General features: G+C 68.5%; 20 protein-coding genes. 11 read left to right on the top strand and 9 right to left on the bottom strand.

The features are described 5' to 3' along the window. The first annotated feature begins 73 nt into the window (after positions 1 to 73). Positions 74 to 619 (top strand): hypothetical protein, encoded by a 546-nt coding sequence (locus tag ACSHSS_RS03375; RefSeq protein ID WP_445544574.1) that lies wholly within the window; start codon positions 74 to 76, stop codon positions 617 to 619. Next, on the top strand, positions 616 to 1302 hold the full coding sequence (locus tag ACSHSS_RS03370; protein ID WP_445544603.1) for a DUF4142 domain-containing protein: 687 nt from the start codon (positions 616 to 618) through the stop codon (positions 1300 to 1302). The genes ACSHSS_RS03375 and ACSHSS_RS03370 overlap by 4 nt, the downstream gene beginning before the upstream one ends. Positions 1303 to 1347: 45 nt before the next feature. Here the strand turns inward: ACSHSS_RS03370 and ACSHSS_RS03365 are convergent, their stop codons facing one another. The 3 genes from ACSHSS_RS03365 to ACSHSS_RS03355 all read right to left on the bottom strand — a co-directional run bounded on the left by ACSHSS_RS03365 (position 1348) and on the right by ACSHSS_RS03355 (position 2985). Beyond that, positions 1348 to 1848, bottom strand: a complete 501-nt coding sequence (locus ACSHSS_RS03365; protein ID WP_006413678.1) for a PRC-barrel domain-containing protein — start codon at positions 1846 to 1848, stop codon at positions 1348 to 1350. A gap of 112 nt (positions 1849 to 1960) precedes the next feature. Next, on the bottom strand, positions 1961 to 2392 hold the full coding sequence (locus tag ACSHSS_RS03360) for a CBS domain-containing protein (protein ID WP_035488124.1): 432 nt from the start codon (positions 2390 to 2392) through the stop codon (positions 1961 to 1963). A gap of 341 nt (positions 2393 to 2733) precedes the next feature. Beyond that, entirely contained in the window at positions 2734 to 2985 is a 252-nt protein-coding gene (locus ACSHSS_RS03355; RefSeq protein ID WP_445544573.1) for a hypothetical protein, read from the bottom strand. Positions 2986 to 3125: 140 nt separating this feature from the next. On the opposite strand from ACSHSS_RS03355, the gene ACSHSS_RS03350 reads away from it, so the two are divergent. The 5 genes from ACSHSS_RS03350 (at position 3126) to ACSHSS_RS03330 (ending at position 9203) form a co-directional block, all read left to right on the top strand. Beyond that, positions 3126 to 3425, top strand: coding sequence for a hypothetical protein (locus ACSHSS_RS03350; protein ID WP_006413673.1), 300 nt, complete (start codon positions 3126 to 3128; stop codon positions 3423 to 3425). Positions 3426 to 3738: 313 nt separating this feature from the next. Continuing rightward, complete coding sequence (locus ACSHSS_RS03345; RefSeq protein ID WP_006397065.1) at positions 3739 to 4050, top strand: hypothetical protein; 312 nt, start codon at positions 3739 to 3741, stop codon at positions 4048 to 4050. Between the two features lie 190 nt (positions 4051 to 4240). Next, the gene (locus ACSHSS_RS03340) at positions 4241 to 5119 is read left to right on the top strand and encodes a MipA/OmpV family protein (RefSeq protein WP_445544572.1); all 879 of its coding nucleotides are present in this window, start codon (positions 4241 to 4243) and stop codon (positions 5117 to 5119) included. Between the two features lie 86 nt (positions 5120 to 5205). Next, positions 5206 to 6906: a VRR-NUC domain-containing protein gene (locus ACSHSS_RS03335; RefSeq protein WP_445544571.1), complete on the top strand. Its 1701-nt coding sequence runs from the start codon at positions 5206 to 5208 to the stop codon at positions 6904 to 6906. Further along, on the top strand, positions 6903 to 9203 hold the full coding sequence (locus tag ACSHSS_RS03330) for an ATP-dependent DNA helicase (protein ID WP_039218591.1): 2301 nt from the start codon (positions 6903 to 6905) through the stop codon (positions 9201 to 9203). The genes ACSHSS_RS03335 and ACSHSS_RS03330 overlap by 4 nt, the downstream gene beginning before the upstream one ends. Before the next feature lie 38 nt (positions 9204 to 9241). On the opposite strand, the gene ACSHSS_RS03325 is transcribed toward ACSHSS_RS03330, so the two are convergent. Continuing rightward, the gene (locus ACSHSS_RS03325) at positions 9242 to 10012 is read right to left on the bottom strand and encodes an IclR family transcriptional regulator domain-containing protein (RefSeq protein WP_006403543.1); all 771 of its coding nucleotides are present in this window, start codon (positions 10010 to 10012) and stop codon (positions 9242 to 9244) included. A gap of 257 nt (positions 10013 to 10269) precedes the next feature. On the opposite strand from ACSHSS_RS03325, the gene ACSHSS_RS03320 reads away from it, so the two are divergent. After that, the gene (locus ACSHSS_RS03320) at positions 10270 to 10698 is read left to right on the top strand and encodes an antitoxin Xre/MbcA/ParS toxin-binding domain-containing protein (RefSeq protein WP_053298539.1); all 429 of its coding nucleotides are present in this window, start codon (positions 10270 to 10272) and stop codon (positions 10696 to 10698) included. Continuing rightward, complete coding sequence (locus ACSHSS_RS03315) at positions 10695 to 11168, top strand: RES family NAD+ phosphorylase (RefSeq protein ID WP_217087993.1); 474 nt, start codon at positions 10695 to 10697, stop codon at positions 11166 to 11168. Before ACSHSS_RS03320 ends, ACSHSS_RS03315 begins: the two co-directional genes overlap by 4 nt. Positions 11169 to 11273: 105 nt before the next feature. Here ACSHSS_RS03315 and ACSHSS_RS03310 read toward each other — a convergent pair whose 3' ends face one another. Further along, the gene (locus tag ACSHSS_RS03310; protein ID WP_088926886.1) at positions 11274 to 12575 is read right to left on the bottom strand and encodes a UDP-N-acetylglucosamine 1-carboxyvinyltransferase; all 1302 of its coding nucleotides are present in this window, start codon (positions 12573 to 12575) and stop codon (positions 11274 to 11276) included. A 279-nt stretch (positions 12576 to 12854) separates the two neighbouring features. Here ACSHSS_RS03310 and ACSHSS_RS03305 point away from each other — a divergent pair, with 279 nt between their 5' ends. After that, positions 12855 to 13472 carry an HNH endonuclease gene (locus ACSHSS_RS03305; RefSeq protein ID WP_230975297.1) on the top strand — a complete coding sequence of 206 codons (618 nt, stop codon included), beginning with the start codon at positions 12855 to 12857 and terminating at the stop codon, positions 13470 to 13472. A 34-nt stretch (positions 13473 to 13506) separates the two neighbouring features. Here the strand turns inward: ACSHSS_RS03305 and shiA are convergent, their stop codons facing one another. Continuing rightward, positions 13507 to 14814, bottom strand: coding sequence for a shikimate transporter (gene shiA, locus ACSHSS_RS03300; protein WP_039218025.1), 1308 nt, complete (start codon positions 14812 to 14814; stop codon positions 13507 to 13509). A 353-nt stretch (positions 14815 to 15167) separates the two neighbouring features. On the opposite strand from shiA, the gene ACSHSS_RS03295 reads away from it, so the two are divergent. After that, entirely contained in the window at positions 15168 to 16295 is a 1128-nt protein-coding gene (locus ACSHSS_RS03295) for a 4-hydroxyphenylpyruvate dioxygenase family protein (protein ID WP_217059896.1), read from the top strand. 94 nt (positions 16296 to 16389) lie between these two features. Here ACSHSS_RS03295 and ACSHSS_RS03290 read toward each other — a convergent pair whose 3' ends face one another. The 3 genes from ACSHSS_RS03290 to ACSHSS_RS03280 form a co-directional block, all read right to left on the bottom strand. Beyond that, positions 16390 to 17724 carry a type II toxin-antitoxin system HipA family toxin gene (locus ACSHSS_RS03290; protein ID WP_445544570.1) on the bottom strand — a complete coding sequence of 445 codons (1335 nt, stop codon included), beginning with the start codon at positions 17722 to 17724 and terminating at the stop codon, positions 16390 to 16392. A 2-nt stretch (positions 17725 to 17726) separates the two neighbouring features. Continuing rightward, a complete protein-coding gene (locus ACSHSS_RS03285; RefSeq protein ID WP_445544602.1) occupies positions 17727 to 18212 on the bottom strand; it encodes a helix-turn-helix transcriptional regulator in 486 nt (161 codons plus the stop codon). Positions 18213 to 18693: 481 nt separating this feature from the next. After that, complete coding sequence (locus tag ACSHSS_RS03280) at positions 18694 to 19353, bottom strand: cation diffusion facilitator family transporter (RefSeq protein WP_006411822.1); 660 nt, start codon at positions 19351 to 19353, stop codon at positions 18694 to 18696. Positions 19354 to 19549 lie beyond the last annotated feature (196 nt).

Genomic DNA, 19549 nt, shown 5'->3' with positions numbered 1-19549 from the left:
GCGGGCAAGCGCCGGGCCGATCGGGCGTCGCGCGCCTTGCGGCCCGGCGCGGCACCGTGCAGGAGGGTTCGACATGGACACCATCATCGCGGGCCGTTTCTCGACGCTCGAGCAGGCGGAACGCTGCGCGCAGCAACTGCGCGGCCACGTCATGCATCGGGACGACGTGAAGGTCTTCTTTCTCAATCCGCCGGGCCAGCATGCGCTGTTCTGGCTCGGCGGCGACGTCTATGCGGATTCCGCCGCCCGGCCGGGCGGGCTCGGCGCGCTGGAAGGCGTCGCGATCGGTGCGGTCGTCGGCGCGGCCGGCGCGGCGGTGCTGTCGATCGGCGGCCTGCATTCGTCGTTCGTGTGGTTCGGCGTGCCGCTCGTCGGCGCGTATATCGGCGCGCTATGCGGTGCGCTCGGCCGGATGCGCGGCGATGCGCCCGAAGGCCGCGGCGCGCTGCGCGAGTGCGAACACGGCGTCGTGCTCGCCGCGCACGTGACGCGGCGCACGGCCGCGTTCGCGCAACGCACGCTCGTGGCGAACGGCGCGCTGTCGGTGGAGCGCGTCGACGGCGCATGGGATCACGGCGCGTGGACCGACTTCTTCACGTCGGGGCATCGGCCGGCATGACGGGCGCCGGCGCCGGACGCGACACCGCTCGCCGCGCAACCGCGCGGCGTTGGGCGCGGCTGCGCGTCGGGCGGCGTGCGCGATATGCGGCGTGTGCGGTGGGTCTAGCGGCGGCCGGCTTGCTGACGGCGGCCTCGGCGGAGGCAGAGGCTTCGCCCGCGTCGTCGGCGTCGTCGACGCACGTCGCGCCCGGCGTCGTGAGCCCCGCGCCGACCGGCGACGAGGCCGACATGGCGCGCCGGCCGTCCGGCATCGACGCGGAGTTCGTCGACAAGGCCGCGATGCTCGGCAAGACCGAGCTGCTCGCGAGCCAGCTCGCGGCCGAGCGTTCGTCGAATGCGGAGGTCAAGGCGTTCGCGCGACGGATGATCGACGATCACGAACGGATCGCGCGCGAACTGCGCCGGCTCGGCGTGGACAAGGGCGTACCGGTCCAGACGCGCATGCTCGTCGATCCGGCGCTGAACACGTTGCGCACGCTGAGCGGCCCTGCGTTCGACCGCGCGTACGTGCAACTCGCGGGGCCCGCGGCACACGAAGAGGCGATCCGCACGTATGAAGCAGAGGCGCGCGATGGACGCGACGCACAACTGCGTGCGTTCGCCGCACGGACGTTGCCGATGCTCAAAAATCATCTTGGCGCGGCACGCGCACTCGCGAACGCCGTTGCGGGCGCGCGCTGACGGCGGCTATGCGCGAGTGCCGGTACACGCCGGCGCGCCGATTCGCTAGCGACGCCGCGTTTCGTCTTCCGGGCCGCCCGGCGATGCTTCGTACGGCGGCGAATCGATCGCCGTTTCGCCTTCCTCGATGACCCAGTACGGCGTGCTGCCGTAATACGCGTGGACGGTCTCGGCCCAGGTCGCATCGGCCATCGCCGGCCAGTGGTCCTTGTCGAAGCCGGGCGCGTCGCGCACGCGCTCCGCGGTGACCGGTAGCACGAAACAGCGGCGCTCGGCGTCGAGCGTGAGCCGGTTCCACGGAACCGCGAGCAGCTTGTCGCCGATCCCGAGCAGGCCGCCCGACGATACGACCGCGTACGCGATATGGCCGGACCGGACATCGAGCATGATGTCGGCGATCTTGCCGATGTCGTCGCCGTCCGTCGTCACGACGCGGTCGCCTTGCAGCGTGCCGGCGGCCATCACGTCGGGACCCGGCCCGTTCGAGCGCCGGCCGGCGCGGCCGACGATGCGGGCGCCTTCGGCGGGTTGTCTGTCGGCTGTCATCGCATACCTCCTGTTCGAAGTGCGAAGTTCGAAGCGAACGGCATCGGCGGCGGCGCGCGCGGCGGGCCGCCTCGTCGGCTGTCGTCGACGCGCCGCTGGCAGCTGCGACGGCTCAATGACGACGCGGGAGCGACACGTCCTCGAGCGTGTTGACGAGCTCGTCTCGCGCCGGGCCACCGGCGCGCGTCGCGATGTCGCCGAGCGACACGATGCCGACCACGCGGCGGTGCCGATCGAGCACCGGCATCCGGTGCAGCTGCACGTCGGCCATGCGCTGCTGCACGTCGCCGACGCCTTCGTCCTCGGTACACCATTGCACGGGCTCGGACGCCACTGCGCGCACCGGCGTGTCGGGCGAGCGGCCGTGCGCGAGCGCGCGCACCGCGATGTCGCGGTCCGTCACGATCGCGACCAGCTCGCCGTGGTCGCAGACGGGCAGCACGCCGATGTCGAACCGCTGCATCAGTTCGGCCGCGTGGCGAATGGTGTCGGTCGGTGCGACGCACACCACGTCGCGCGACATGATCTCGTTGACGCGATACATGAACGTCTCCTTCGGGTCCGGGCGGCTGAACGGGCAAACGAGCACGGTGCGTGCCGGCTGCATGCGGCGCGCACGGCGCCGCGCCCGTCGCGGGACGGAGAAATTTGCCAGCCTGCTTGTACATCTTCCAAGGCCGGCCGCGCGGCAGCGCGGCGGACCTCAGTGGCCGACGCCGGTGATCGCGACGATCGCGAACACCACTGCGCTTTCGATTGCGGCCAGTGCGGCGACGCCGGCTGCGCCGCTGATTTCATGCCATCTGCGTTCAATGCGTTTCATCGATCTGCTCCGGATTGCCGGCCCGGCGACACGCTGCCGCGCATGCGGGCCGGGTGCCGCCGTCAGCCGTGATCGCGGGGCGGGGACGGGACCTCCGGCGTGCGACGCGCGCGTTCGCCGGACGGTTTCGCGGGGTCGACGCGCGTGCCGCCGCCGACGGCGGGCGGATCGCTGGCCGGAAACGTCTCCTCGAGTCCCTCGTCGATGCGTTCTTCCGTCTTGTCGTCGGACGGCTTGCGCGACGCGGCGAGAGCGCGGAGCGGGCCGGCGGCCGGTGACACGGCGTCGCGGCTGCCGGTGGCGTGAACGGTCATGGTCGAACCTCCTTTTCGTGACGAAAGCCGCAACGGGCGTGCCTGCGCGCCGGTGACGGCATGGCCCTTGCGGCCCGCTGCGGCCGGCAGCGCGCGGACGCGATGCGCGCCGCGGCCGGCGTGGACGAGAGGACAAGGTGATGAATGCACCCACGGAAAGAATACGTTACGAGGTCAACGTCTGCGGCGGCGATTTCAGCCACGTGCGCGAACGCTTCGCGACCTGGAAGCGCGAATCGCTGATCTACCGGCCCGAGCGCCGGATGTTCGACGGCAAGGACGAAGTCCGCCAGCTCAACGACACGATCTACGACGGCCCCGAGAGCGCGCAGCGCGCACTCGCCGCATGCTGCCGGCCGTCGGACCGCTACGCGCTCGCCGTGCAGCTCGCGGCGGAAGGGCGCACCATGTGGCTCGTGATGGCGGCATACGCCGACTGAGCGACTGGATGCGCCGCCCGGCGAACACGGGAGCGACGTCCGGGCACGCTGCTTGCGTAAGTCGCCGCGCCATTGACACGCGCGAGCCGTCGCGCAGGAGAGTCATGAAGACGCCATCCATGCTGCACCGTCCCGAACCGACGCCCGACGACTACCCGGAGCCCCCGACGCCCGGACACGACGATCCGGTCGATCCGCCCGTGCCCACGGGCCCGCCGCAGGGCGATCCGCCGTCGCAGCCGCCGCCGATGCGGATGCCGGGCGGAGGCGGTGCGCCGCAGCCGGCCGCGCGATCGCTGAAAGGAGGACCCTCATGGACATTCACGTGCAATCGCCCGACAAGCGCGCGATCGCCCAGGTGCTGGGCCGCTATTTCGAATCGCGCTCGCTGCGTTATCAGATCGAGGAACTACCGGGCGGCGTGCTGCACATCGGTTTTCATGCGAGCGGGCGGCCGGCTGCGGTCACCGTCTCGTTCGATGATGCCGCGTACGACGCCTTCACGCATTGGGATGCGAGTCAGAAGCAGCTCGCGCTCGGCCGTCTCGGCGACAGCTTTTCGCAGATGATGGCGCAGCGCAACCCCGCCGCGCCCGGCGCCGACTATCACGTCGAGCGCTTCTGAGTACCGCGCGCCGCATGGACGCAAGGCAAGGTGCCCGCACACGACGGGCGCTTTGCGACCGTGCGGCGCGCGGGTAGGATGTTCGTTAATTCAGCGGACGCTACGTTCGCACGGCCCGCTGCCCGCAGGCAGCGGCCGGCGCGCGCTGCGTCCTTCATCAGGCATTCCTTTGCGAACCGACGGAGACTTCATGGCCCCTGTGCGCCCGTTGCTGTCACCCGGCTCACGCCGATTCGTGTTTGGCCTGTCCGCCTGCGCGGCGCTCGCGATCGCGGGCGCACGCGACGCGTCGGCCCAGACGCCTTCGCCGCTCGGCGAGTGGCAATACTCGGCGGGCGTCCCGCTTCAGAAACTGTACGAGCCGACCATGCCGACCTGGCAGGTCAGCGTCGGCGCCGCGATGACGCTGCAGCCGCGCTATGCGGGCTCCGACCGCTATCGCGTGATGGGCGGCCCGAACCTCGACGTGCGCTATCGCGACCTGTTCTTCCTGTCGACGGGCGAGGGGCTCGGCGCGAACGTGCTGCGCGGGCCGAACTGGCGCGTGAGCCTGTCGGTCGGATACGACCTCGGGCGTCGTTCGGCCGACGATCTCGGGCATCTGAACGGGCTCGACAACATCAATGCGGCGCCGGTGATGAAGCTGTCGGCCGACTACGTGGTGTCGAAGGAGTTCCCGCTCGTGCTGCGCGCGGACGTGCGACGCAGCATCGGCGGCTCGAACGGCTGGGTCGGCGACTTCTCCGCCTACATGCCGATGCCCGGCAGCAACGAGCACTTCTTCTGGTTCGCCGGGCCCACCGTGTCGTTCGCCGACTCGCGCTACATGAACAGCTGGTTCGGCGTGAACCAGGGCGCGTCCGCGCGTTCGGGGCTGCCGGTGTATTCGTCGCGCGCCGGGATCAAGTCCGTCGGCGCCGGCGTGACGATGGTCTGGTTCGTGAACAAGCACTGGTTCGTGACGATGGACGGCGCGATCGAGCAGCTGGTCGGCCGTGCGGCCCGCAGCCCGATCACGCAGCAATCGACGAACGGCGTGTTCGACATGTCGGTCAACTATCGCTTCTAGCCGCCGCGCGGCGCACCCGCGCGTGCGGCGCGGCCGTCACATTTGCTATGATTCGGACCTGTACAAACGTACAGTGATCGAACCCCGTGACGCCATCCTCGCCGCAGCCGCCGGCCTTTTACTACCTGACGAACTTCGAACGCGCGCTTGCCTGGCTCGGCGAGCGCTACGACGACCTGCTCGACGCGGCCGAACACGCGTTTCTTCGGCATTTCGCGACGCTGCCGCAGGCGTCGCGCGCGTTGCTCGTGCGGATGCTGATGCGCAACGGGCCCGACTTCCGCGCGAGCAAGCTCGTCTACGACGAGATCGGCTGCCCGCTCGATGCCGCGGCGCCGCTCGTCGAATGCGGGTGGGTCGATCCGGCGCCGGCACTGACGCTCGACACGCTGTTCGCGCTGTCGACGAAGGCCGAACTGCTGCAGACGTTTCCGTCGCTCGCCGCGCATGCGGGCGAACGCAAGGCGGACTGGCTCGAGCGCTTGCGGCCCGCGCACGATGTCGCGCAGACGCTCGACGCGTGGTGCCCGACGAGCGGCGATCGCGTGCTGCGCGTGACGGTCGGCGCGCTCTGCGATCGACTGCGGCTGATGTTCTTCGGCAATCTCCATCAGGACTGGAGCGAATTCGTGCTCGCCGATCTCGGCGTGTTCCAGTACGAAACCGTGCCGTTCGGGCCGTCGTCGCGCGCGTTCCGGCAGCGCGGCGACGTCGACGCGTATCTCGCGCTGCACGCGTGCCGGGAGGCACTCGACGCATGGCCGGACGATCGGCCGTTCGACGCGCTGCTCGATGCGATCGACGCGATCGGCTGCGCGGAGCAGCCGTGGCTCGCGACGCGCCGCGCGAAGCTGCTGTTCGCGCTCGGGCAGATCTGCGAACGCCGCGCGGACTGGGCCGGCGCGCTCGACGCCTATGCGCGCAGCGCGTGGCCCGGCAGCCGTCATCGCCGCATTCGCGTGCTCGAACGCTGCGGACGCGACGCCGATGCGTTCGCGCTCGCGCTCGAGGCACGCGGCGCTTACGAAAGCGACGAGGAGCGTCAGCGCGTCGAACGCATGCTGCCGCGCCTGCAGCGGCGCCTCGGCCGGCCGGTCGAGCGCGCGGCCGCGGCGCCTGCGGTGCCGCGCGAAACGCTCGTGCTCGCGCGGCCCGACGTGCCGGCCAGCGTCGAGTACGTGGTGCGCGATCACCTCGCGCAGCCTGAAGCGCCGGTCCACTACGTCGAAAACACGCTGATCAATTCGCTGTTCGGGCTGCTGTGCTGGGAGCCCGTGTTCGCGGCCGTACCCGGCGCGTTTTTCCATCCGTTCCAGCGCGGCCCCGCCGATCTTCACGCACCCGATTTCGCCGCGCGCCGCGCGGACGCGTTTGCCGCGTGCTTCGCGCAACTCGAATCGGGCGCGTATCGCGACACGATCCGCCGCCATTACGCGACGAAAGCGGGATTGCAGTCGCCGTTCGTGTTCTGGGGCGTGCTGACCGACGAACTGCTCGAGCAGGCGCTCGCGTGTTTGCCGCCCGATCATCTGCGGCTCTGGTTCGTCCGGCTGCTCGCCGACATTCGCGGCAATCGGTCGGGGCTGCCCGATCTCGTGCGCTTCTGGCCCGACGAGCGCCGCTACGAGCTGATCGAGGTGAAAGGCCCGGGCGACCGGCTACAGGACAACCAGACGCGCTGGCTCGCGTACTGCATCGCGCACGGGATGCCGGTGCGCGTCGTCGACGTCGAATGGGACGCGTGCGCCGCGCACGCGGGCGCCGCTGCGATGGAGTGGTCCGCGTGAGCTATGTCGTCGCGGTGCGGGCGATGTGCGAGTTCACCGCGCGACGCGGCGATCTCGACCTGCGCTTCACGCCCGCGCCGACCGCGCTCGAAGGCATCGCCGGCCACGGCGCGGTCACGTCGAAGCGCGGCGCCCGCTACGAAACCGAGATCGCGCTGAGCGGCACGTGGGGCGTGCTGACCGTGCGCGGCCGCGCGGACGGCTACGATCCGGTGTCGAACCGGATCGAGGAAATCAAGACCTATCGCGGCAGCCTCGACGCGATGCCCGCGAACCATCGCGCGCTGCACTGGGCGCAGGCGAAGGTGTACGGGCATCTGATGTGCGCGGCGCGCGGCCTCGCGCAGATCGACGTCGCGCTCGTCTACTTCGACATCGTCTCCGAGCGCGAGACCGTGCTGACCGAAACGCTGAGCGCGGACGCGCTCGCCGCGTTTTTCGCCGAGCAATGCGCGTGCTTCGTCGGCTGGGCCGAGCGCGAGACCGCCCATCGCAGCGCGCGCGATGCGGCGCTGCGTGCGCTCGCGTTTCCGCATGCGCAGTTTCGCAGCGGGCAGCGCGAGCTTGCCGTGGCCGTCTATCGCGCCGCGCGCGACGAACGCTGTCTGATCGCGCAGGCGCCGACCGGCATCGGCAAGACGCTCGGCACTGTGTTTCCGCTGCTGAAGGCGTGCGGCGAAGGCGAAATCGATCATGTGTTCTTCCTGACCGCGAAAACGCCCGGACGCGCGCTCGCGCTCGAGGCCGCGACGACGCTCGGCGCCGGCACGCCCGCGCTGCCGCTGCGCGTCCTCGAACTCGTCGCACGCGACAAGGCGTGCGAGCATCCCGACCTCGCGTGCCACGGCGACGCGTGTCCGCTCGCGCGCGGCTTCTACGACCGGCTGCCGGCCGCGCGCGACGCGGCGATCGACGCGGGGCTGCTCGATCGCGATACGGTGCGCGCGGCCGCGCTCGCGCACGACGTGTGTCCGTACTACCTCGCGCAGGAGCTCGCGCGCTGGTCGGACATGGTGATCGGCGACTACAACTACTACTACGACGGCAGCGCGATGTTGTACACGCTCGCGCAGCAGAACCAGTGGCGCATCGGCGTGCTCGTCGACGAGGCGCATAACCTGCTCGATCGCGCGCGCAAGATGTACAGCGCGTCGCTCGACCCGTTCGCGTTCGCCGCCGCGCGCGACGCGGCGCCGGCGCCGCTGCGCAAGGCATTCGACCGGCTGGCGCGCGCGTGGGGCACGCTCAATCGCGCGCAGACGGCACGTTACGCCGCTTATCCGCAGATTCCGGGGCCGATCGTGTCGGCCGTGCAGAATCTCGTCGCCGCGGTCGGCGAGTATCTGGCGGACGCGCCGCGCGCGAACGGCGACGCATTGCTGCGCTTTCATTTCGACGCGATCCAGTTCGGCGTGCTCGCCGACGCGTTCGACAGTGCGTCGATCTTCGACGCGACGCTGCACGGCGAACCGGTCCCGCGTCAGCCGGCGCTCGACGGCGTCGTGCCGGCCGGCCGCCGGCGCCGCGTGCAGTCGACGCTGTGCGTGCGCAACGTGATCCCCGCCGGCTTTCTCGCGCCGCGCTACGACGCCGCGCGTGCGACCGTGCTGTTCTCGGGCACGCTCAGCCCGTTCCATTTCTATCGCGACACGCTCGGGCTGCCGGCCGATACCGGCTGGCTCGACGTCGACGGGCCGTTCCGCGCGGAGCAACTGACCGTGCGCGTCGCGAGCCACGTGTCGACACGCTGGCGCGACCGCGACCGGTCGCTCGAGCCGATCGCCGACCTGATCGCCGCGCAGTATGCGGCGCGTCCCGGCAACTATCTCGGCTTTCTGAGCAGCTTCGACTATCTGCAGCGCGTGGTCGCGCTGATGCAGGCGCGGCATCCGGACGTGCCCGTGTGGGCGCAGGCGCCCGGCATGGCCGAGAGCGAACGCGACGCGTTCCTGGCGCGCTTCGATGCCGGCGGCCGCGGCGTCGGCTTCGCGGTACTCGGCGGCGCGTTTTCGGAGGGCGTCGATCTCGTCGGCGAACGGCTGATCGGCGCGTTCATCGCGACGCTCGGACTGCCGCAGGTCAACGACGTCAACGAGCAGATGCGGCGCGCGATGGACGCCCGTTTCGGCAACGGCTACGACTACATGTATCTGTATCCGGGGCTGCAGAAGGTCGTGCAGGCGGCAGGGCGCGTGATCCGCACCGAGCAGGACGAAGGCGTCGTGCATCTGATCGACGACCGCTATCGACGGCGCGAGGTGCGCAACCTGCTGCCGCGCTGGTGGCGGATCGGATGACGTTTTCGACGCGGCCGCATCGCCGCATCGGGCGCGCGTTACAGCACGTTCAGCATCGCGAGCGCGGTTTCCTGCAGAAACGGCAACACGCGCCGCACGGCCGCTTCGGTCGTTTCGGCGCCGATCGGCATGTTCGTGCTCAGCGCCGCGACGACTTCGCCGTGACGGTTCTTCAGCGGCACCGCGATCCCGCGCACGCCGACCTGCAACTGCTGCTCGATCACCGCAAAACCGGCGTCGCGCGCGCGATCGACCTGTTCGAGCAGACGCGCCTTGTTCGTGATCGTATGCGGCGTGAACGGCGGCAGTTCGGTGCGGTCGAGCCAGGCGCGCACGGCTTCGCGGTCCGGATGATGGGCGAGCAGCACGACGCCCGGCGACGTCAGCGGCGCCGGCACGCGCGCGCCGAGCACGAAGCCCGTCGTCATCACGCGCGACACGCCGTTGCGCGCGATGAACACCAACTCCCATTCGTCGAGCACGCTGACGTAGGCCGATTCGTTCAGCGACGCGCTCAGTTGCTGCAGATACGGCTGCACGGTGCGCGGCAGCCGCGCGGAATCGAAATACGACCAGCCGACGCGCAGCACGCGCGGCGTCAGACCGTAGAGCTTGCCGTCGGTATAGACGTAGCCGAGCGATTCGAGCGTCAGCAGATAGCGTCGCGCGGCCGTGCGCGTCAGGCCCGTGCGCGCGGCGGCCTGGGTCGGCGTCATGCGCGCATGCTGGCTGTCGAACGCTTCGAGGATCGCCAGCCCTTTTTCGAGGCCGGCAATCCAGTCGCGTCGGTCGAGTTCGGGCTTTTTCATCGTCGGAGGGCGGTGAGGGCTGCGCGGTCATCGCGCGGAATTGGGCGATTATCGCGCAGATTTGCCCAGCAATGGCATGTCCGGCCACGGGGCGGCGTCCATCCGGACAGATTGGCAGGCCGCGTTATCGCGGCAATACGGTTGCGAGCTGTACCCAGCGACGTTCGTATCGCGACACGCGCGCGGAACGGCCTTGATTGCAGCAAGTATCAAGTGGTGTATGATTTGGTATCAATTGATACCTATCGGAGTCGCCCATGCTACTCGTTACCCCGGAAGCCGTGGCTGATGTCATGGGGCTTCAACCAGTGCCCCATACGCTCGCGGAACTCGAAGCGCGGGTGCGCGACGGGCTGCCGAAGTCCGCGTTGCGGGCGGGCGTCGAACACGCGACGCAAGGCGCGGACGCCAGACGTGCGCTGCTCGCGCGCATCATTCCCGAGGCGACCTACAAACGCCGCCGCGATCGGCTGACGCAAGACGAATCCGAAAAGACCGAACGCCTGGCGCGAATCGTCGCGACGACTACCTACGTCTGGAACGATGAAGAGGATGCTCGGGAATTCCTGTCGACGCCGCATCCCGAACTCGAGGGGCGGACGCCGCTCGACGTCGCGCTGACCGAGCTCGGCGCGCGTCGCGTCGAAGAGGTGCTCTGGAAGCTGCACTATGGGCTGCCGGCATGAAGTTGTTTCGCATCGCCGACGCGCGGAACACGATCTGGAGCGGTACCGGCGCGATGCTGGTCGGCGGCCGCTTCAACAGCCCGGGCCGCCCGGTCATCTACGCGGCGTTGACCTTTGCCGGCGCGATGCTCGAAGTGCTCGTGCACGCCCGTATCGGCAAGGTGCCGAAGACCCATGGATGGGTCGAAGCGACGGTTCCCGACGACATCGTCATCGAACGCCACACCGCCGATACGTTGCCGGCAGGATGGGACGCGGCAGCGCCGCAACCCGCACGGCGCTTCGGCGATGCATGGTTGACGGAATCTCGCACGGCGGTCCTGGTCGTGCCGTCAGTCGTCGCACGGGCAGAATTCAACGTACTGGTGAATCCCGCGCATCCTGACGCAGCGCGCATTGTCGTGACCGATCCGCGACCCGTCGTATGGGACGAGCGACTTTTTGTGATGCCGCCGGTCGGACGATCCTAGCGTCTCGCTGATTGCCCGCGGCACGAAGCGCCACGTCACCGCGGCCGATCGAACGTGACAACCGGATGCGGCACGAACCTCATGCGTGCCGCATCCTGCATTGCATTACTCGCTGCTCGTCCACTCCACATTCGCGCCGACCGAGCGCAGGTTCTCGACGAAACGCGGATGCGCGCGCCGGATCGGCAGCGCGTTCATGATTTCGGAGCGGCCTTCGATGCTCGCGGCGACCATCAGCAGCGCGATCGCGACGCGGATGATGTACGGGCTCTCGACACGCGCCGGCGTCAGTTGCAGCCCGCCGAACGTGATCAGCCGGTGCGGATCCGACAGCAGCACGTGCGCGCCGAACTTCGACAACTCGCCGGACCAGCCGAGCGCGCCGTCGTAGACCTTGTTCCAGAACATCGCGCTGCCTTCGGCGCGCACGCCGAGCGCGATGAAGATCGGCAGCAGATCGACCGGCAGGTACGGCCATGGCGCGGCTTCGACCTTGGTCAGGATGTTCTGCGTGAACGGCCGGCGCACGCGTAGCGGGCCGTCGCGCTCGGCACGCGACCAGCCGTCGCGGTGCGTGACCTGAACGCCGAACTTCGCGAACGTGCGGTCGATCAGCGGAAAGTGTTCGGGCGACGAGTTACGCACGGTGATGTCGCCGCCGGTGATGGCGCCGAGCGCGAGAAACGTTGCGATCTCGTGAAAATCCTCGGCGAAGCGGAACTCGCCGCCGCCGAGCTTGCTGCCGCCCGTCACGCAGAGCCGCGACGTGCCGATGCCCTCGACCGCGACGCCGATCATCGCGAGGAACTGGCAGAACTCCTGCACGTGCGGCTCGGACGCCGCGTTCATCAGCGTCGACGTGCCGTTTGCCGCGGTCGCGCACAGCGCGAAGTTTTCGGTGGTCGTCACGGACGCATAGTCGAGCCAGTGATCGTTGGCCGTCAGCGGGCCGTCCGCACGCACGATCAGCGAGTCGGAGGTGCGCTCGATGTGCGCGCCGAAGCGCTCGAACACCTCGACGTGCGGATCGATTTCGCGCACGCCGAGCGTGCAGCCTTTCACGTCGTTCTCGAGCCGCGCGACGCCGAAGCGCGCGAGCAGCGGCGGAATCAGCATGATCGACGAGCGCATCGCCTCGGGCAGGCGATGGACGGTCGGGTCGAACGTCGTGTTGCGGTGATGGAGTTCGAGCAGGCCGGTCGTGAAATCGACCGACACGTCGCTGCCGAGCGTGCGGAAGATATCGAGGATCTTGCGCACGTCGGTGATGTCCGGCACGCCGATCAGCCGCAGCGGCTGGTCGGTCAGCAGGGTCGCACAGAGGATCGGCAGGACGGCGTTCTTGTTCGCGGACGGCTTGATGTCCCCGCGCAGCGGGGTGCCGCCGTGGACGATGAGATTCGACATGATATGGGGGCGTATCGGTGGCTGACGTAGGCCCATATGATGCCATTGGTCGGCGCAGGGCGTGGAGGGTTCGATGCGAAGTCGGCTTGCGGGCCGGCGACGGCCGTTCCGAACTGTCCGCATGCTTATCTCGTAAAATCGCACACGGATTTTTGAGCGCCGTGATCGATGCCGACTTCTCCTACCCAAGCCCCTATATCCGACGAGGTTTCAGCACCTGCCGACGGACGACCATGGACACATGAAGAACTTCGTGCCTCGGTCGACACATATCTCGAAATGCTCGACAGCGAGCGCGCGAAGCGTCGCTATGTCAAGACAGAGGTCTATCGGGCGCTTGCCGAGCGATTCCATCGCACGGCAAAGGCATTCGAATACCGGATGCAGAATATTTCCTACGTGTTGGCGCTGATGGGCCGCGATTGGCTACCCGGACTCAAACCGGCGAGAAACGTCGGCGCCAACGGCGTGCTGATCGAGCAGTTCATCAACGAGCGGGAATATCGAACGACGGCGCCCGTCGTCGAATTCGAGCTCGACGTTCGAGACCGGTTGAAGAGGGTGCCGGTTGCGCCGCCGGCAGGCAATGCTCGGCCGGAAGTCGGTTACGCGACCGTGGCGCAGGTTCGTCGCGATCCGGCCGTCAAGGCGTGGGTGTTGGCGCAGGCGCGCGGAACATGCGAATGCTGCGGCAATCCCGCGCCTTTCGCGGACGCGGACGGATTGCCGTACTTGGAAGTCCATCACGTGCGCCGATTGGCGGAGCGAGGGCCCGACGTCATCTCGAACGCGGTGGCAATTTGCCCGAATTGCCACCGCGAATTGCATTACGGCGAAAAGGCGCGCGAGCTTGTCGAACGCCTCTATACACGCGTGCCGCGCCTCGTTCGCGTGTGATCGAGCCGCACGCCTGGCAGCCGCGCGGAAGACGTCAGCCCGCAGCGCGCATCCGCGCTGCCACCACGAGCGAAATCAGGCAGCCGGCCGCGAGATAACCGGCGACGAGGTGCCACGAGCCGCCGGCCAGGCTCACGAGGCCGACCGCGATGAACGGCGTGAACCCGCCGCCGACGACGCTCGCGAACTGGTAGCCGACGCCCGCGCCGCTGTAGCGATACTCGGCGCCGAACAGTTCGGTGAACAGCGGCTGCTGGACGCTGACGACCATGTCGTGCGCCGCGTTCGCGAGCAGGATCGAGAACAGCACGATCCACGCGATCGACCGCGACTCGAGCGCGACGAAGAACGGCACCGCCGATGCAAGGCCGATCAGCGCGCCGATCAGATAGATGCGGCGCAGCCCGAAGCGATCGGCGAGCCAGGCGAAGCACGGAATCGTCACGCAGCTCACCGCGCCGACCAGCAGCCCGATGTTCAGGAACAGATCGCGCGACATGCCGAGGTTGGACGTCGAATAGCTGAGCGCGAACGCGGTGACGATGTACATCGTGAACAGCTCCGCGAGCCGCAGCGCGACGATCAGCAGAAACGCCTTCGGATGACGCGTCAGCGCTTCCAGCACCGGCAGCCGCACCTTGCGGTGGCCGTGCTCGACCTTCTCGACGAACTCCTGCGACTCGTCCATGCTCTTGCGCACCCACAGCCCGATCAGCACCAGCACGATGCTGAACACGAACGGCAAGCGCCAGCCCCAAGTTTTGAACGCGGCGTCGCCGAGCGTGTGGCTCAGGATCGACACGATGCCGGTGGCGAGCACGAGCCCGACGCCGTAGCCGACCTGGACGCCGCTGCTGTAGAACGCCTTCTTCTGCTTCGGCGCACTTTCGACGGCCATCAGCGCCGCGCCGCCCCATTCGCCGCCGACCGCGAAGCCCTGGATCGCACGCATCGCGACCAGCAGCACGGGCGCCCACCAGCCGATCGTCGCGAACGTGGGCAGCAGCCCGATCGCGACCGTCGACAGCCCCATCAGCATCACGGTCAGCACGAGCATTCGCTTGCGGCCGAGCCGGTCGCCGTAATGGCCGAACACGACGCCGCCGAGCGGACGGAACAGGAAGCCGACGCCGAACGTCGCGAACGCCGCGAGCGTCCCCATCGTCGGGCTTACTTTCGGAAAGAACTCCGCGTTGAATACGAGCGCGGCGACAATCCCGTACAGCAGGAAGTCGTACCAGTCGACGACTGCGCCGACGAAGCTGCCGATCGCGGCCTTGCGGGCCTGGGTGCGCGCCCGGGCGCCGGCAGCGGCGTCGAGGGTGTCGAAGGTCGGGGTCATGTTGATGTCTCCTGGCACGGGCGCATCAGGCTCGCGGGCCGGTGCCGCGCCGATGCTGCATTGAGTCGATGAGTGAACGGAGAATAGGGCGCGCGCCGCACGCCGGCAATTAGCCGATCGGTCGAGTTGCGCGATTATCGTTCAATTACGTGCGTTTATCGAACGCTTTTGGGGTTTGCACTGAGCGGCCCGGCAATTGGCCGTTCGGCCAGGGTGTGCCGCCGTGAACGATCTGGTTAAAATCTGCACCATCGAAAGTTCGCCCGGTGCCGGCGGATGTCGGCCGTCTCGGCGGCCCGACATGCGGTTGCGCCGGGCCTCGTCCCCATAGAATGCATCCCTCGGAGACTGGAATGTCCGGCAATCCCCATCCACTGTCCAGCGATACGCCGCCCGTCGACGATCCGGCCGCCAATCCGCTCGGGATGGCGGGGCTCGAGTTCGTCGAGTTCGCGGCGCCGGTGCCGGACGTGCTCGCACAGCGTTTCGAGCAGCTCGGCTTCAAGGCGATCGCGCGGCACGTCAGCAAGGCCGTGACACTGTATCGGCAGGGGCAGATGCATTTCCTGATCAACGCGGAACCGGACTCGTTCGCCGCACGCTATGCGGAGGAATACGGGATGGGCGTCTGCGCGATCGGCATCCGCGTCGCGAACGCGCGGCGGTCGTTCGAACGCGCGATCGAACTGGGCGCGTGGGCGTTCGAGGGCGAGCGCGTCGGCGTCGGCGAGCTGAAGATTCCGGCGATCCAGGGCATCGGCGATTCGCATCTGTACTTCGTCGATCGCTGGCGCGGGCGCAACGGCCAGCGCGGCGGCGTGGGCGACATCTCGATCTTCGACATCGATTTCCGGCCGATCGACATCGCCACCGCGCACACCGATCTCGATTTCGCGGGCACCGGGTTGCAGCAGGTCGACCATTTCACGCAGACGGTCGGCGCCGGGCGCATGCAGGAGTGGCTCGACTTCTACCACGATCTGCTGCATTTCCGCGAGATTCACGAAATCGATGCGCACTGGCACGTGTCGGAGGAGTCGCGCGTGATGGTGTCGCCATGCGGCGCGCTGCGGATTCCGGTGTACGAGGAAGGCACGCGCCGCACCGAGTTGATGCACGCGTATCTGCCCGACCATCCGGGCGAGGGCGTCCAGCACATCGCGCTCGCGACGGACAACATCCTTGCGTCGGTCGACGCGTTGCGGGCGAACGGCGTCGAGTTCATCGAGCCGCCCGCGCGCTACTACGACGAGGTGGACCAGCGGTTGCCGGGGCACGGCGTCGATCTGGACGCGCTGCGCCGTCGTGCGGTATTGATCGACGGCGAGATCGGCGAAGACGGCGTGCCGCGCCTGTTCTTCCAGACGTTCGTCAAGCGCCGGCCTGGCGAAATCTTCTTCGAGATCGTGCAGCGCAAGGGGCATCACGGTTTCGGCGAAGGCAATCTCGCGGCGCTCGCGCGCGCCCGCGACGCAAGCTGAACGCGGGCGCCGCCTGCTGCGCCCGGCCGGCCGGTCCGGCCTTCCGCGCTTTGCCGATGCGTGTGCGGGCGTGCGGGCAGGCTGCCGCGCCGCGCTACGCGCCGATCAGCTTGCGGCTCTGGCGTCGCATGCCGTCGAAGATCGCGTCGGCGACATCGGCCGGAAAATCGGCCGGCAGGTGTGCGGCGACTTCGGCAATCACCGGTTCCGTGCGCGCCGCGACGGCGGCCAGCGCGGTACGTACGTCGTCGTCGGACAGGCCGACGCGCCGTCCCTGCGCGATCCAGTGGCGCGGCTGGATGTCGGCGATCGCGTAGTGACGATTCTTCCCGCTGACGGCCATCGCGAGTCGCGCGCGACGCGGTGCCAGCTGGTTGCGGCGCGTGCCGATGATCGGATGCGCGGACAGCACGTCGTACAGCGGCGTGCTGCGATACGTGTTGCCGGGCAGAAGCGCGATGCTGAAATTCTTCGCGTGGCCGTCGATCGCCGCGAGTACCCAGAACACGAGCTGCGCGACGAAGAAGTTCATCCGGTCGCGCGCGGCATCGACCGAATTCGCGAGGATGCCCATGATCGTGTCGATGCCGGGGCCGCCGTCCGATTCGTATTTCGCCGCCGGCGGCGTGCCGGTCGCCTGGCACATGTCCTCCTGCGGCAGCCGCAGGATCCACGTGCCGTCGCGCGACAGCCGGCGATCGAAGCGCTCGACGATCAGCACCTTCTGATCGTCGAACCGGCCGATGTCGCAATGCGCGACCGGCAGGCCATAAGCGGCGACGATCTTCGAGCACAGCCACTCGTTTTCGACGGACGTGCGCATGTCGGCCTGCATGTTGCCGACGCGTCCGAGCGGCAGCTTGAAGATGTGCGTCGTCGGCGTGCTGCCGGACGGCACGAGCCAGCGGTTGCCGTGACGCAGCAGCGCCGTCTTTTCCTGCGCGCCGGCGATCGATAGCCGAAGGTCGGCCTCGTGTTCCGCATGACCGGGCAACGGCGCGGCGGTCGACTGGCGCAGCACGTCGGCGACCGCAGCGTCGTCGAGCACGGTGCCTTCGATCGTGTCGAGATCGACCGGTGTTTCGTCGGGCGGCAGCAGTTGCAGGGCGCCGACGCAGTCGCGGCCGATCGACGCAAGCAGCTCGAACGGCGACGTCGAACCGAGCCGGTAGCGCTGCGCGATGCGGCGTCGAATCGGCTGACTGTCCGGCAGCAGGTTGTCGAAGTAGCCGGCGACGACCGCGCCGTGATGCGGCTGGTTGCCCGGCGTAAACGGCAGGGACAGCGACAGCGGCCGCCCTTGCGGATCGTCGATCCATGTCGGCAGATAGACGAGGCGCTCGACGCCGCGCCTGACTTCCCAGTAGCCGACCGGGATGCCGTTCATCCATAGATCGAGACGATCGTGGCGGGTGGTGCGGACGACCATCGTTACCAGTCCTCCCGCTTTGCGACGCGGCGTTTGCGCGGCGTGGCGGGCGTCCGTTTGCCGGCGGCGGCGACGGGCGTTTTCGCTGCAGCTGCGGCTGCGGCCGTGCCGGTAGCGGCCGGTGCGGACGACGAACGCCGGCGCGCCGACCGTGTGCTAGGTGCAACGGGTGCAGCAGTGGCGGCCGCGGTGTCGGCCGGTGCCGAGCCGCGTCGGCTATTTGCGCGCGTGCGAGCGCTGCCGGCAGCGGCGGTTTGCGCGACATCGGCCGAAGCGGCCGGATCGAGCGACAGACGTACGCCGAGCACGTTCAGCACTTTGAAAAGCCGCTCGATGCTGACTGCAGACGGATTCGCTTCGAGCTGCGCGTACGATTGCTGCGTGACGCCGAGGCGGGCCGCGAGTTGCGCCTGCGTGAGCCCGGCCGATTTGCGGAAGCCGACGAGGATCGGGCGCAACTGGGCCAGCGTCTGGACGGGGAAGGACATGGGCGCTCCGGCGAAATACAGGCGATCGTTTGTCATCGAAGAATACAGTCTATGGTATGTATCGGCAAAATACAAACTACAACCTGTATTCGACAAAAACAAACGATAGCCTGTCAGATCGAAGCGCGTGATACGACGAGACGAAACGCCGCGCAACGGTTCGCGGCTGTCCGAGCGACCGTCGTGGCGTCAGCGAGCCATGGCAACGTCATCGTCGAGTGACGCCTTGCCGGCACCCTCGGCTGCCCAAGCGGACTACGCAAACTGTTGCCGCAGCCGCAGGAAGTGCCGCTGTTTCGGCGGTATCAAATGAAGAAAAGGAGGGCGGCGACCGGTGCCTTGCTCCGGCTGTCGACAATTGGCTCCGTCGGCCGCTCGCATGTAACCACCGTTGTGTGACGACGGCGCCCGCCGCGCTCGATCCACCGCGCTGCCCTGACAGAACGATTCCGGCCACTCGCCGTCCGTATCGACGTCACGATCACCGGATCGAACGGCTCGCCCACGCCGCCAGACCCGGCCAATACGCGCAGGCCCGCCGAACGAAACCCGCGCCGGTCCGGATCACGATCGCGCCGATCGCCAGCGCGGCGAGATCGTCGATGCGGCCGAGTCCCACCCACGCCGCACTCATCGCGACCGTCGCGAGCAATGCCGACAACGCGTCGGCGCGCACATGCCAGCCGTTTGCTTCGAGGAGCGCCGAACCCGTTTCCCGCGCCCTGGCGAGCAGCCACCGCGACAGCGCGACCTTGCCGACGAGCGTCACGACTACCAGTGCCAGCGGCACCGCGCCGGGCGCTACGCGCGGCGGCGTGTCGAAGTGCGTCGCCGCCTGCCAGATCATTTGCAACCCCATCGCGACGAGCAACGTGCCAAGCCCGGCAAGGGCGATCGGCTCGAACGTCGGTCGGCGCTCCGGCGGCAGCCGTGCGTCCATGCGGCAGGCGACGAGAAGCAGCGCGTCCGCGGCGAGATCCACCGCGGCGTGAAGCGTGTCGGCGAGCAGGCCGGATGAGTGCGCCGCCCATCCGGCTATGAGTTCGGTCGCGAGCAACAAGGCGTTGATCGCGAGACCGATGGCGAGGGCGCGGGAAGTGGCGGTGTGGAGATGAGGCGTGACGCGTGTCGGACGCTGCATGGCGAATTCGTCTGTCGAATCGGGAGCAGCCTCGAACGCTACCGGCCGATGGTGGCACGCGCATGACGGAGCGCAGCGCAGCGCAGCGAACGACCTGGAACCGGCGCGAAAGGAAGGAGGTGCCATGGCGACGCCGATGCAGACTCGCCACCGCGCGAAGCGGCATAGCCAATTTCGACATTATAGAAGTAATGTC

This window comes from Burkholderia sp. BC1, assembly GCF_052683555.1.
This window is presented reverse-complemented; position numbering and strand designations above follow the sequence as displayed.

Coding starts and splice junctions, on each gene's coding strand:
- ACSHSS_RS03375 (WP_445544574.1), top strand. CDS start 74: ATGGACACCATCATCGCGGGCCGTTTCTCGACGCTCGAGCAGGCGGAA.
- ACSHSS_RS03370 (WP_445544603.1), top strand. CDS start 616: ATGACGGGCGCCGGCGCCGGACGCGACACCGCTCGCCGCGCAACCGCG.
- ACSHSS_RS03365 (WP_006413678.1), bottom strand. CDS start 1,848: ATGACAGCCGACAGACAACCCGCCGAAGGCGCCCGCATCGTCGGCCGC.
- ACSHSS_RS03360 (WP_035488124.1), bottom strand. CDS start 2,392: ATGTATCGCGTCAACGAGATCATGTCGCGCGACGTGGTGTGCGTCGCA.
- ACSHSS_RS03355 (WP_445544573.1), bottom strand. CDS start 2,985: ATGACCGTTCACGCCACCGGCAGCCGCGACGCCGTGTCACCGGCCGCC.
- ACSHSS_RS03350 (WP_006413673.1), top strand. CDS start 3,126: ATGAATGCACCCACGGAAAGAATACGTTACGAGGTCAACGTCTGCGGC.
- ACSHSS_RS03345 (WP_006397065.1), top strand. CDS start 3,739: ATGGACATTCACGTGCAATCGCCCGACAAGCGCGCGATCGCCCAGGTG.
- ACSHSS_RS03340 (WP_445544572.1), top strand. CDS start 4,241: ATGGCCCCTGTGCGCCCGTTGCTGTCACCCGGCTCACGCCGATTCGTG.
- ACSHSS_RS03325 (WP_006403543.1), bottom strand. CDS start 10,012: ATGAAAAAGCCCGAACTCGACCGACGCGACTGGATTGCCGGCCTCGAA.
- ACSHSS_RS03320 (WP_053298539.1), top strand. CDS start 10,270: ATGCTACTCGTTACCCCGGAAGCCGTGGCTGATGTCATGGGGCTTCAA.
- ACSHSS_RS03315 (WP_217087993.1), top strand. CDS start 10,695: ATGAAGTTGTTTCGCATCGCCGACGCGCGGAACACGATCTGGAGCGGT.
- ACSHSS_RS03310 (WP_088926886.1), bottom strand. CDS start 12,575: ATGTCGAATCTCATCGTCCACGGCGGCACCCCGCTGCGCGGGGACATC.
- ACSHSS_RS03305 (WP_230975297.1), top strand. CDS start 12,855: ATGCTCGACAGCGAGCGCGCGAAGCGTCGCTATGTCAAGACAGAGGTC.
- shiA (WP_039218025.1), bottom strand. CDS start 14,814: ATGACCCCGACCTTCGACACCCTCGACGCCGCTGCCGGCGCCCGGGCG.
- ACSHSS_RS03295 (WP_217059896.1), top strand. CDS start 15,168: ATGTCCGGCAATCCCCATCCACTGTCCAGCGATACGCCGCCCGTCGAC.
- ACSHSS_RS03290 (WP_445544570.1), bottom strand. CDS start 17,724: ATGGTCGTCCGCACCACCCGCCACGATCGTCTCGATCTATGGATGAAC.
- ACSHSS_RS03285 (WP_445544602.1), bottom strand. CDS start 18,212: ATGTCCTTCCCCGTCCAGACGCTGGCCCAGTTGCGCCCGATCCTCGTC.
- ACSHSS_RS03280 (WP_006411822.1), bottom strand. CDS start 19,353: ATGCAGCGTCCGACACGCGTCACGCCTCATCTCCACACCGCCACTTCC.